The sequence below is a fragment of the Ensifer sp. NM-2 genome (assembly GCF_003024455.1).
GTDB classification, from domain to species: Bacteria; Pseudomonadota; Alphaproteobacteria; order Rhizobiales; family Rhizobiaceae; genus Ensifer; species Ensifer canadensis.
On record NZ_PVZR01000005.1, the window covers coordinates 354,611 to 366,364 of the forward strand.

The following is an 11,754-nucleotide window of genomic DNA, read 5'->3' on the forward strand; positions in this document are numbered from 1 at the left end:
TTCGGTGTCCCGAGATCGCGATGAAGGGGCAGCGACCGCCCCTTTCAGCTTGAAGTTCGCAAACGCAGATCACCAAGCGGACCGAGAGGTTCCATGCGAACGCCGCCGGATGGTCGTAGGTGATGAACACGCGCAACAGTGAGATCGCACCCGATCCGCTGATCTCGAAGCCCATCCTGTAGGCACCGATGACGAGGAGGTTCGTGCGTCCCCGCGCCCGGTCGCTGGTGAGATCGGGGCAGTGGGGGGCTAGGTCCCGAAAACCTCGTTGTCTACGATCCCTCGATCAAACGGAGCGGCTTGCCGGGCCTGGGCTTCCGGGATCCCGGCCGTTGGTCGTCGCGATGCTGATCCTCCGAGACGAGGCTTTTAACCGGTCAAGCCGCGCTACACCGGCTGGCGCGGCAGCGCCCGAACTCAATCCAGTTGAAAACATCTGGCAGTTCATGCGCGATAACTGGTTGTCCGACCGCGTCTTCAAATCCTACGACGACATTGTCGACCACTGCTGCCGCGCATGGCGAACACTGCAGGACCAGCCCTGGAAGATCATGTCCATCGGACGAAGAAAATGGGCCAATAGGTTCTGATCAATGAGGGTTGGTATAGCGCCGTTCGGTGAGCCGAAGCGAAGGCGCTTACGCAAACACTGAACCAAGATCGATTTCGGTTATATGCCAGCGGCCAAGATTGGCGGTGTAGAGCCTTCGACCCTTCAACGCCACATTGGTTGGGTGTGCCAACGTCGTTGCGGCCGGATCTTCGATAAGAAGGCTGAGTCCCCGATCCTGACGCCAGCTGTAAATTCGGCTTGGCTCGTAGCAAGAGATCAACAGAGCACCGTCCGGCGCGAAAGCCAACCCGTCGGGCACGTTGTGCACCCCATCGACGACGACCCGTTTACGACCCGCTGTACCGTCCGGCTCAATCGGCACATAGCTCACACATGGCGCGTCAGATTCGACAACGTAAAGTCCCGCGCCGTCATGATCCATGAGCATGCCGTTTGCGAAGGCAAACTTTTCGCGGCACCATGGGGAGCCTTCGCCTGTCTTCAGGTCGAAACGGAAAATGCCACCGGCATCACCGGTACTGTCGGAGACGTAGAGCCAACCGTTTTCCGCGTCGACAACGGGATAGTTCGGCACCTTGATGCCAGCGTCGGCAAAACGCGTGAACTCACGTGTCGCGATATCGAAGCGGAAAATCGCCGCGTGTCTCAGATCGCATGCGAAGCAGTTGCCGACGCTGTCGAAGGCGATGCCGAGCAGGAAGCCGCCGGTCGCAGCCATCAGCTCGACCGATTTGCCTTCCGCGTCTATGCGCAGCAGGTCGCCGGTCTCTGTGCCGCACCAAATCGAACCGTCGGCGTGGACCGCTACGCCTTCCGGGTGCGCCACGCGCGGCTCGGTGAAAATGCCGTCGAAGAAGACGCGGGCCGCGGATATGGGCAACAATGGTTCCATGGTGTCACCCTGCGTGGCTTCTGGTGGCCAGCCCGTTGTGGTCATCCATGCAGCGCTCGACGATGTCGCGGTCTAGCGCCAATATCTCGTTAAGAAGCGCCGTTCGCTCCTTGGCGCTGACAAACTCGAGGCGGCGCAGGCCAAGCGGGTCGATGCGGTTTCGCAAGACCGATAGGACTTCGGGATCGGGTGCCGCAACTTCGCGACAATCTGGATCGAACGACACATCGAAACCTGTCGCCTCGCGGATACGCTGATGCGAAACGCCGGGCATGGTCTCGGCAACAATGAGCTGGCGCGCTTCAGCGTCGATCCGGAAAACGCAAAGGTCGGTGAAGACAAGCGCACGGCCGGTGCGATAGCCACGTGGCGCGCGCTCGGCTTCGGTCAGCAGGCCGCGCGCCGAACTGGCGATCTCAACTTCGTCGACGACCGACAGTGGTGAGTGACGCGGAACGTAAAGAAGGTAGTCGCGATGCATGTTGGCAACATCGGCCATGCCGCCTTGGCCTGGGAGCCGGATGACGCCGCCGGACGGTTTGTTGATAGCGATCGTGTTGACCCGGCCGCGGCGGTCCACTTTTGCGGCGGCGACAATTTCATGCGTCACCGCTCCGGCCTGGTAGTAGGTCGAGTAGGTATCATCGCCGCCCGCATGTGCCGCGGCCGTTTCGCCGTCGAGCGTTTCGAGCAGTGACAGGATCATCGGGCTTGGCGCGACGTCGAGATGGCCGCAGCTCATTGTTGCCAAGATCATGTCAGGCGCATGGGTGGCCTTGGCCAGTCGGTAGGCGACATTGGCCAGCGGCGAGACAGCGCCGGCGCTGGCGAAACTGTCGTTGCTAAGTTCCGCCGCGATGCGCGCTGCGAGAATCTCATCGATGGACGCGGGCGCGGCAGCCGATAGAACAGTCGGCATGGCGATTTCTGAAACCACCTTGTCGACGGCAACAGCGTCGATCTTCGCGGCCTTGACGATTTGTGGAGGTACTCCCTCGGAGGATAGAAGGCTGTCGCACAAGCACTTTTGCGTATCGGCGAAGGCCTGCGAGAGCAGCGCATAGTCGGTGACGTAGAACGGCAGGCACGATGTCGGATAGGCAGCCCCAGGCGCCAAGGCTATGGCCGTCACCTGATTGCGTGTCAGCACGGTCTGGCGTCCTGCCTCAGCAAGACTGCCGACAGGCACAATCTCTTCGACGGTAACGAGGACCTGCCGGGCAGCGCCCACCATGGCTAGATCCAGAGCCCTCGGCCCCAGGATTTGGACGTTGCCGCTCTCGTCGGCCCGCTGGGCATGCAGGACGAGCGTGTCGAGGCGCAAGGCGGGAATGGCAGCGATCTGTTCGCCACTGATCGGATCAGCAACCAGCTTGGCGCCCGGAACGCGTCCCAGCATGTCCGACCCGGTTGGCGGCTGGAAAAGCAAGGAGGGCAGGTTCTGCTGGGCAGCACGCAGGGCCTGGATCATGGCCAGGGCCATCCAATCGCGAACGGGCAGGGCCTTGGTTTCCGCAATCTTGCGGAACCGAGGCGGCAGGCCGAAAATGTCGAGGCTTGAAAAACAGAGGTCGATCTCGGCGACCGCGTCCGCCTCCAACAGCAATTCCAGCGGCAGGCCGCCCGCCCAGGAAACGTAACGGAGGCCCTTCACGCCACGCTTCGTTACGGCATTGAGCAGGGCGATCGGCAGGCGGGCGAAGTGATGGCCGCCGACGCCGAAGACGTCGTTGGCGCCTACCCTTGCCGCAAGTCCATCCACGTCTGTGAAATGCGGCCTGTTGGGTTTGGTTAGGGATATGCCGGTCATTGCGAGGCTCCGCTCATAGGGATTCCACCGATATGCGATAGTGCGTTTCGAAGGGGCTTTCCGGCGAGAATTCCAGCGCCGTCGGCACACCAGACAAGGCAATCGGGTTGTCGGCCAGCGCGGTTGCGGGCCCAAGCCCATAGGGCGAACAGACCGGTTCGATGCCGATGGCGAGATGGTCGCCATTCCAGGGTTCGGCAGTGCGGCCGCGGTTCGACATCCATAAAAGCAGGCTCGGGAAATCGTTCGGGTTCCACGATAATCTGGCCCGGTAGCCGTCGGCGAAGTTGGCCAGCGCGACCTGACCGTCCAGCCCCTCTATCTGCAGAAGCTCCTCTGCATCGGCTATGAAAGGCAGCGCTGAGGCGTCGATGGCCGCGCCGCTATTGCGGGCCGGCACGGCGGTGATGTCTTGGAACGCTGCGTTGGCGCGGAAGATCGCCTTGCCGGGTTCGACAGTTTCGGGATAGGTGCGTCCGATACGGAAGGCGCCGAGCTCAAGCCGGGCCGATCCTGGTTGCGTCGGGAGACGGAACACCGGGTGCAGACCGATCGGCAGACTGCACTTCCGCCTGACGAAAACCCTGAAGATCAGGTCGACAGCCGGCGCGCTGGGATCTGGCGTCACCACGCGCTCGACGCGAGCCACCGGACTGTTTGCCGGGTAGTCCAACGCGAGCCGCAAGGATGCATCGTCTGCGTCCTGCCAGTCCCAATCGTGGTTCGAACTGTGGCCGTGCACCTCCTCGTCACCGGCCGGTGACCACATGACGTCGGCCCATTCGCGCGGCCAGCCATCGCTGGGAACCGAATAGCCAAAGGGAACGCAGGGCCACTCACCACGCAGACGGCGCAAGATGCCAGGCAATTCAGGCGTCGCAGGCATGTCCGCCCAAGCTGCCACGTGCAACGGAGAAGCCGTCTTGCCGTCTGCCAGCCTGAAATGGACCGGCGCCATCATGGCGCCGAGCCGCTGGACCGTCAACGAGCCATGAGCCCAGTCGAGGGAGCGTTCGGCGTCGGTCATTGCTTCGCTTTCGCAGAGCTTCTTTCGGCAAATTCGCGCACGCGCGCCTGGCCGATTTCGCTGCGGTAGAGCTGGCCGACCAGGTCGCGCTCCATGGCAAGCCCCCAGGCCAGATCGCCCGTCAAGGCATGCGCGGTCAAACGCTTCGCGCCCTCAATTGCCGTCGCCGGTTCAGCGGCAATCGCGTCGGCGAGTTCCATGGCGCGCGGCAGCAAGGCGGCAGCATCGACGATTTCATTGACCAGCCCGGCGGCGACGAATTCGGAAGCAGGCACGATCGCGCCGGTGAGCAAAAGCATGTTGGCGCGGTTGCGGCCGAGCTTGGCGACGCTGCGTTGGGTACCGCCGCCGCCCGGGATAAGTCCGAGCTTTATCTCCGGCAGGCCGAGCTTGGCGAACTGATTGGCGAGTACGATGTCGCAGCATAGAACGAGTTCCATGCCACCGCCGAGCGCGAAGCCGTTGACAGCGGCGATCACCGGTTTGACGTTGTTCTCGATCGCCGCATACATACGCGTGCCTGCGGCCTGGAACGCATCGAACTCTGCGTCCGTCTGCTCGGCATATTCCTTGATATCGGCCCCGGCCATGAAGCCGCGGCCCTCGCCGGTGAGGACTATGGCGCCGATCGTATCGTCCTTCGACAGGCTTTCGAAGGCTGTCGTGATCTCGGCCTGCATCAGCTTGTTCATGGCGTTGAGTTGGTCGGCACGGCGCAAGGTGACAAGCGCCGTGCGGCCCTTCTTCTCGACTGTAAGCGTCTGGTAGTCGACCACGGTCATGCCTCCTGCACCGTCATGTCGCCGGCAGCTTCCAGATCAGCGATCTCGTCCTTGGACAGGCCGAGTTCGGCCAGGATCTCGCGGCCGTGCTGGCCAACCAGCGGGGCCGGGCGGTCGATGCTTGCAGGCGTCTCGCTCATGCGGACCGCCGGAGCAACCACCTTGACCTTGCCGCCGCGCGGATGATCGTAGCTGGTGATCATGCCCATGTGCGTAACCTGCGGATCTTCGGCCGCGCGACGGATGTCTTTGACCTCGGCACACCATATGTCGGCACCCAGCAGCCGTGCGAGCAACTCATCGGTCGAGAATTTCTTCGTCTCGGCGTTGACCTTGTCAAACACCTCGTCGCGTTTGTCGAACAAGGTCTTCAGATCATCATAGACGGCGAGCTGCGGTGCCTCGAGCATTGTATAGAGCGTCTTGAACGGGCTCATGGCGATTGAAACGTAGCCGCCGTCAGAGGCTTCATAGATGCCGAACGGTGCCTGCATGCCGGGATGGCCAATGCCGGAATTTGGGCGGACGAAATCCTCGCCGAGATTGAGCACCGCGACATATTCCTGGTTGAGATGCGCAAGCATGCCAGCGAGCAAATTCACCTCGATCTTCTGCCCTTTGCCGGTCTTCTCGCGATAATAAAGTGCAGTGAGGATGCCATAAACCATGTTCATAGCGCCGATCTGATCGGCAAGGCCAGCGCCGGCGGGAACAGGCGGCTGATCGCCACGACCTGTGTTGGCGGCTACGCCGGCTAGCCCCTGGATCAGCATGTCCTGACCGGGGCGGTCGACGTAGGGGCCCTCTTCGCCATAGCCGGAGCCGGAGCAATAAATGATACGCGGATTGATCGCCTTGAAGTCCTCGTAGCCGTAGCCAAGTTTGGCCAGCACGCCGGGCCGGAAATTCTGCACCACGACGTCGGCGTTCTTCGCCATGTCCATGATGATGGCGTGCACTTTGCAGCTTTTGAGGTTCAGCGCGATGGAGCGCTTATTGCGATTCCAGGCGAGGAAGTTCGGGCTTTCGGAACCGCCGACCCATTTGGCGAAGAAGGTCATGCCACGGAACATGTCACCTGATCCGGCACGTTCGATCTTGATAACGTCGGCACCCATGTCGCCGAGCATCTGCGTCGCGAACGGACCCTGCAACAAATGGCTGAGATCGAGGATGCGGACACCTTCAAGTGCTTTGGTCATTTTCAGTCTCACACAGGTTTGGAGTTATGGGGGATGAAGTGGGGCATGGCGGTAAGTCCGCCGTCGACGCGCAGGTCGATGCCGGTGGTGAAGCCGGCCGCATCGCTGGCCAAATAGACCGCGGCCTCGGCGACTTCCGACGGTTTGCCGATGCGACCGATCGGATGCATGCCGATCCAGGACTGCATGAGCCCAGGCCCGAGTTGTTCGATCACCTGTTCGTTCATCGGCGTGTTGATCGTGCCCGGCGAGATCGAGTTGACGCGGATATTGTGCGGGCCGAACTCGACCGCCATCTGGCGGCTCATTGACATCACAGCGCCCTTCGCGCCGGCATAGGCCGTCCAGCCGTCGAGGCCGATATGTCCCTGGGCGGATGCCATGTTGATGATCGAGCCCGACTTCTGCGCGATCATGTGCGGCAATGCATACTTGCAGCCACGAAAAACGCTGGTGAGGTTGACCGCGATCAGGCGGTGCCACTGCTCGTCGCTCATTTCGTAAACCGGCATGCCGCCAATGGCGATTGCCGCATTGTTGACTAGCACGTCAAGCCGGCCGGTCTTCTTGACTGCAGCATCGATGAGACCGGCAATGTCGGCTTCGATCGACACGTCGCAATGCAGAAAGTCCGCGTTCAGTCCCTCGGCGCGCAGTTGATCGGCGGCCTTGGAGCCTTTATCTGCTGCTATGTCGCCGAGGAATACGTGTGCACCCTCACGCGCCATAGCCTCAGAAATAGCAAAGCCGATGCCGTCGGCAGCGCCAGTTACAACAGCTGTTTTTCCTTCAAGTCGTGCCATGTCAGGCTCCCTGCGCCCGGCGGCGCTTCAGTTCGTCGAAGCTGACCGCGGCAATGATAATCATGCCGGTGATGACCAACTGCCATTCGGTCGGCAGGCCAAGACCGCGCAGGCCGTTGGACAGGAATTGCAGGATGAGAACACCAAGCGCCATCCCGGTCAGACTGCCGATACCGCCGGCAAGGCTGACGCCGCCAAGGACAGTTGCGGCAACGACCTGGAACTCGAAGGTCAGGCCGGCGGTGTGCTGTGCCGAACCGACGCGGGCGGCCAGAATGATGCCTGCAATGGTGGCTAGAAGCGAACTGATGATGAAGCAGATGAACTTGACGCGGCGGACGTCATAGCCGGCCAGGCGGGCGACCTCTGGATTGCCGCCGACCGCATAGATCTGCCGTCCGAATGGCCGGTGACGCATCACATAGCCGAAAACCGCAAGCAGGATGATGGCAATGGCCGCCGAATAGGGGAGGACGCCGAACAGGCGGCCGTCGGAGAGTGCGATGAAGCTGTCGAGCGCAGCGTTGTCGGGGATAGCGCGCTGGCCGGTATAAAGATACACCCCGCCGCGCAGGACAAACATCATGCCCAGCGTCACGATCAGCGAATTGATGCCGACATAGGCCGTCAGGTAACCGTTGACGATGCCGACGGCCAAGCCGATCGCCAGCGCCCCAGCAATGCCAAGCGCCAAGGAGTTGCTGTCGTTCATGATGACGATCAGCGGCACTGCGATTGCGGCGAGAAGCGATCCGATCGAAATGTCGACCTCGCCCGAAATGAAGACGACGGCACAGCCGATGCCGGCGATCAAAGGCAGGGAGGCCTGGCCGAGCACGTTGGTGATGTTGCGAGCGGAAAGGAAATTATCCGCCGTCAGCGAGAAGAATACCAGAACGACGATGAGGCACACCAGCAACGCAACTTCCTGGCGGTGGAAGATGCGTTCCAGCGTGGATGATGGATGGCTAGTAGATTGAAGGGCGATGGTCATGCGACGTCCTTTCCCTTGGAGCCGATTGCGGCGTTCAGGATATTTTCCTGGGTGGCATCGTCGCGCGACATAGTTGCGGTGATGCGGCCTTCGCACATGACGACGATGCGATCGGACAGTCCGAGTAGTTCCGGCATCTCGGACGTCATCATCACGACCGCCAACCCTTCGCTGGCAAGCCGGTCGATGAGCGTGAAGATTTCGGACTTCGCGCCAACGTCGATGCCGCGCGTCGGTTCGTCGACAACGATCACCTTGAGCCCGCGCATCAGCCAGCGTGCGATCAGAACCTTCTGTTGGTTTCCGCCCGACAGGTTCTTTATCTGCTGGAACAGGCTGGGCGTCTTGATCCGGAAGAGGTCGACATATTCCTGGACCGCCTTCTTTTCCCGCGCCGCATCGACGAAGCCGCCCGAGGCAAAGCCTTGCAAGGACGCCAGGCTGGCGTTCTGATAGACTGGCAGCTCGCCCATCAGGCCTTCGGTCTTGCGATCCTCAGATAAAAGGCCGATGCCCAGCTTGACGCCTCGACTAGTATTGTGTGGCGCAAGTACCTTGCCGTCAACCACGATGGTGCCGGCGCTGATCGGGTCGAAACCGACGATGGCCTTGGCCAGTTCCGTGCGTCCGGCGCCCATCAGCCCGAAGAAGCCGAGCACTTCGCCGGCGCGAGCCTCGAAGGTGACGTCCTTTAGCTTACGCGGGGTGGACAGTCCCTGCACAGACAACGCGACCTTGGTTCCAACTGCGCCGCGTTGCCGCGGAAACAGGTTCTCGATGCGCCGACCAATCATGTCGTGAACCAGCGTGTCGTGCGTGTGCTCGCCGATCGGTTTGGTCGAGATATGGCGTCCATCGCGCAGCACCGTCACGGTGTCGGCGATCTCGAACACCTCGTCCAGCTTGTGACTGACATAGACGACCGCAATGCCCAGCGAGGTGAGCCGGCGGATCACCGTGAACAAGAGCGCCACCTCGTTCGGCGTCAGCGAAGAGGTTGGCTCGTCCATGACAACGACGCTCGCTTCATGGGCGAGCGCCCGGGCAATCTCGACCATCTGCTGCTGGCTGACCGGTAGCGAGCCGGTGCGTGCTGCAGGATCTACGTTGAAACCGATCCGGTTGAACAGCGCCGCCGAATCCGCCCTGACTTTCTTCCAGTCTATCGACCCGGTTTTGCCGGTGGGATAACCCTCGAGGAAGATGTTCTCGGCGACAGTGAATTCGGAGATCAAGGCGATCTCCTGGAACACCACCTTGATGCCTTCGCGCAGGCTGTCGCGCGGCGACTTTATGGCAGCATCGCGGCCATGGATCTGGATGGTGCCAGTGTCTCGCTGGTAGACGCCGGCCATGATCTTGATTAACGTCGATTTGCCGGCGCCGTTTTCGCCCATCAGCGCGTGGACCTTGCCAGGCTCCAGTGTCAGGTCGACATTTTCGAGCGCCAGCACACCTGGAAACCGTTTGCCGATGCCGCGCATTTCAAGAGCAGGGACCGTCTGGTTGGACTGCCCGCTAAGGTGTGGAAAATCAACGGTCATTGTGCTTGCTCCGCACCAAATCGAGATAGGTTGCCAGTACGATAACGATGCCCGGCACGACCATCTGAAGATCCTGGTTCCAGCCCAGGATGATGATGCCGTTGTCGATGACCTTGAGGACAAGGACGCCGAGAAGCGTGCCGAACAGCGATCCCCGTCCGCCGGTCAGACTGGTGCCGCCAAGGATGACAGCTGCGATGACCGTGAGTTCGAAGCCGCGGCCCGCCGTCGGCTGGCCGGCATTCATCAGGGACGCCAGAATGAGGCCGGCGACGCCGACGCACAAACCGGTGACGACAAAGCCGAAGAGCTTCAAGCGCTCAGATCGTATACCCGACAGCCGGACCGCTTTTTCATTGGCGCCGACGGCGTAGAGATAGCGACCGAGTGTCGTAAAGCGTAGCGTGACATAGGCGACTGCAAAGATCGCGGCGGCAAAGATTACAGGGATCGGGAAGGGCCCGACATAGCCGGCTCCCAGTGCAGTAAACGACGGCAGCTGGTGATGGTTTTGAACCGCCTCGCGGGTGAACAAATACACGCCGCCCTGAAGCATCATCATCATGCCGATTGTGCCAATCAGCGAATTGACCCTGAGCCGCGTCACAACCAGGCCGTTGACCAGTCCAACGCCGCCGGCAAACGCAAGTGCGACAAGTATGCCGAGAGTGAGACTGCTGGTAGCGTTCAGCACTGCCATTGCGATGCAACCGACAAAGGCCACCGACGCCCCCACAGAGAGGTCAACTTCGGCGGTAATGACCAGCATCGTCATTCCCGAAGCCACGATGAGGACCAATGCGCATTGCCGCAGGATCGCGATGACGTTGGCTTCTGAATAGAACTGCGGCGCAGCAAGTGAGATCGCCACACACAACGCCAAGAGGATTGCGCCAAGCACGATCTGGCCACTACCGGCGACCTGGCCAAGCGAAGGCCGGCCAGACCGTGCGGGTTGAGAAATGTCACTCATTTCTTATCCATCTCACAGTGTCAGGCGATGCGCCCGAACTGGCGGGGCATCAGGGGTCGCGGGCGCGACAGCAATTTGGCCCCGCCGGACGTTGGCAGGGCCGGTTCCTTGCGGCTTACTTCTTGAGGTCGGCCGAAGTTTTCATGCACTTAGCCGGAGCCTGCAGTGCATTGACGGCATCCCATTTGATCGCCCGGCTGGTGCCATCGTAGTCATAGTACTTCTTCCATTCGTCGCCGAACATGGGCGCAGTCGGGCTGACGATGTGCTCGGGAACCTCTTCACCATTGAATAGTTTCACTGCTGCGTCGATAGCGGTGAAGCCTTCCTTTTCCGGGAACATGGCCGCCTCGATTCGATAAGATGGTTCCTTTTCGATCGCGTTGATGAAGGCGAGGCCTTCGCCGCCGGTACCGACGGTCAGGAGCCCGTCCTGCGACTTGCCCGCCGCTTTCCAGGCCTGGAGGCCGCCGAGCGCCGAGGAATCGTTGATGCCGTAGATAATGTTGATGTCGGCGTTCTTTGCCAGAGCAGCCGACGACACTTCGAGCGCACGGTCCGGATTGCCGCCGCCGTCGAGGTCATGGACCATTACGGCATCGGGGATTTCAGTCTTGATACCATCCATGAAGCCCTGCGAGCGCAGAACAGTCGCCGAAAGCAGCGGCAGACCGACATTCATCACCTTCGCAACGCTACCGAGCTTTTCCTTGGCATATTTGCCGGCAGCCACGCCAGAATGATAGCCGGTGTCGTAATCACAGATCGCGACCATGGTGGTCATGCCCTTGACCGGGTTACCCTCCAGAACAACCGGGACGTTGGCAGCCTTGGCCTGACGCAAGAGCGGAACGACACCTTCTTCGTTGACAGGTGTGACGATGAGGACGTCAACGCCCTTGGCAATGAAGTCCTCGGCGGCGGCAACCTGCTTGGCAATGTCGAGATTGGCGTCCTGGACCTCGACTTCGATACCCAGTTCCTTGCCGCGAGCCTGCATGCCCTTGATAACGTTCTGATACCATTCATGCGTTGCGTAGTTGGTCACATAGCCGATCTTCTTCGGCATATCCTGGGCTTGCACCGAAACCGTCATCAAGGTGGCGGCCGATGTCAGCAGTAACGTCTTGATCAATGCCATTGTCTTCTCTCC

The 11,754-nt window shown here is 61.0% G+C and carries 10 protein-coding genes and 1 pseudogene; 1 reads left to right on the top strand and 10 read right to left on the bottom strand.

Features of this window, described 5'->3' with window-relative positions:
• Positions 1–407: 407 nt before the first annotated feature.
• Positions 408–590, top strand: a pseudogene (locus C6558_RS40750) (IS630 family transposase); the annotation flags it as partial.
• Between the two features lie 48 nt (positions 591–638).
• Here C6558_RS40750 and C6558_RS13470 read toward each other — a convergent pair.
• From C6558_RS13470 to C6558_RS13515, 10 genes are all read right to left on the bottom strand, one after another.
• Positions 639–1,454: an SMP-30/gluconolactonase/LRE family protein gene (locus tag C6558_RS13470; RefSeq protein WP_245449163.1), complete on the bottom strand. Its 816-nt coding sequence runs from the start codon at positions 1,452–1,454 to the stop codon at positions 639–641.
• A gap of 16 nt (positions 1,455–1,470) precedes the next feature.
• Entirely contained in the window at positions 1,471–3,276 is a 1,806-nt protein-coding gene (locus tag C6558_RS13475) for a CoA-transferase (RefSeq protein ID WP_107027347.1), read from the bottom strand.
• Between the two features lie 13 nt (positions 3,277–3,289).
• Positions 3,290–4,303 (bottom strand): hypothetical protein, encoded by a 1,014-nt coding sequence (locus C6558_RS13480; protein WP_107027348.1) that lies wholly within the window; start codon positions 4,301–4,303, stop codon positions 3,290–3,292.
• Positions 4,300–5,085, bottom strand: a complete 786-nt coding sequence (locus C6558_RS13485; RefSeq protein WP_107027349.1) for an enoyl-CoA hydratase/isomerase family protein — start codon at positions 5,083–5,085, stop codon at positions 4,300–4,302. Before C6558_RS13485 ends, C6558_RS13480 begins: the two co-directional genes overlap by 4 nt.
• Positions 5,082–6,287, bottom strand: coding sequence for a CaiB/BaiF CoA-transferase family protein (locus C6558_RS13490; RefSeq protein ID WP_107027350.1), 1,206 nt, complete (start codon positions 6,285–6,287; stop codon positions 5,082–5,084). The genes C6558_RS13485 and C6558_RS13490 overlap by 4 nt, the downstream gene beginning before the upstream one ends.
• Before the next feature lie 8 nt (positions 6,288–6,295).
• On the bottom strand, positions 6,296–7,090 hold the full coding sequence (locus tag C6558_RS13495; RefSeq protein ID WP_107027351.1) for an SDR family NAD(P)-dependent oxidoreductase: 795 nt from the start codon (positions 7,088–7,090) through the stop codon (positions 6,296–6,298).
• A gap of 1 nt (position 7,091) precedes the next feature.
• Complete coding sequence (locus tag C6558_RS13500) at positions 7,092–8,084, bottom strand: ABC transporter permease (RefSeq protein ID WP_107027352.1); 993 nt, start codon at positions 8,082–8,084, stop codon at positions 7,092–7,094.
• Positions 8,081–9,628 carry a sugar ABC transporter ATP-binding protein gene (locus C6558_RS13505; protein WP_107027353.1) on the bottom strand — a complete coding sequence of 516 codons (1,548 nt, stop codon included), beginning with the start codon at positions 9,626–9,628 and terminating at the stop codon, positions 8,081–8,083. Before C6558_RS13505 ends, C6558_RS13500 begins: the two co-directional genes overlap by 4 nt.
• Entirely contained in the window at positions 9,618–10,601 is a 984-nt protein-coding gene (locus tag C6558_RS13510) for an ABC transporter permease (protein WP_107027354.1), read from the bottom strand. Before C6558_RS13510 ends, C6558_RS13505 begins: the two co-directional genes overlap by 11 nt.
• 115 nt (positions 10,602–10,716) lie before the next feature.
• Positions 10,717–11,742 carry a sugar ABC transporter substrate-binding protein gene (locus tag C6558_RS13515; protein ID WP_107027355.1) on the bottom strand — a complete coding sequence of 342 codons (1,026 nt, stop codon included), beginning with the start codon at positions 11,740–11,742 and terminating at the stop codon, positions 10,717–10,719.
• Positions 11,743–11,754 lie beyond the last annotated feature (12 nt).

Excerpts from the sequence above, each read along its gene's own strand:
- C6558_RS13500 (WP_107027352.1), bottom strand. The coding sequence starts at position 8,084 with ATGACCATCGCCCTTCAATCTACTAGCCATCCATCATCCACGCTGGAA.
- C6558_RS13480 (WP_107027348.1), bottom strand. The coding sequence starts at position 4,303 with ATGACCGACGCCGAACGCTCCCTCGACTGGGCTCATGGCTCGTTGACG.
- C6558_RS13475 (WP_107027347.1), bottom strand. The coding sequence starts at position 3,276 with ATGACCGGCATATCCCTAACCAAACCCAACAGGCCGCATTTCACAGAC.
- C6558_RS13505 (WP_107027353.1), bottom strand. The coding sequence starts at position 9,628 with ATGACCGTTGATTTTCCACACCTTAGCGGGCAGTCCAACCAGACGGTC.
- C6558_RS13515 (WP_107027355.1), bottom strand. The coding sequence starts at position 11,742 with ATGGCATTGATCAAGACGTTACTGCTGACATCGGCCGCCACCTTGATG.
- C6558_RS13490 (WP_107027350.1), bottom strand. The coding sequence starts at position 6,287 with ATGACCAAAGCACTTGAAGGTGTCCGCATCCTCGATCTCAGCCATTTG.
- C6558_RS13510 (WP_107027354.1), bottom strand. The coding sequence starts at position 10,601 with ATGAGTGACATTTCTCAACCCGCACGGTCTGGCCGGCCTTCGCTTGGC.
- C6558_RS13485 (WP_107027349.1), bottom strand. The coding sequence starts at position 5,085 with ATGACCGTGGTCGACTACCAGACGCTTACAGTCGAGAAGAAGGGCCGC.
- C6558_RS13495 (WP_107027351.1), bottom strand. The coding sequence starts at position 7,090 with ATGGCACGACTTGAAGGAAAAACAGCTGTTGTAACTGGCGCTGCCGAC.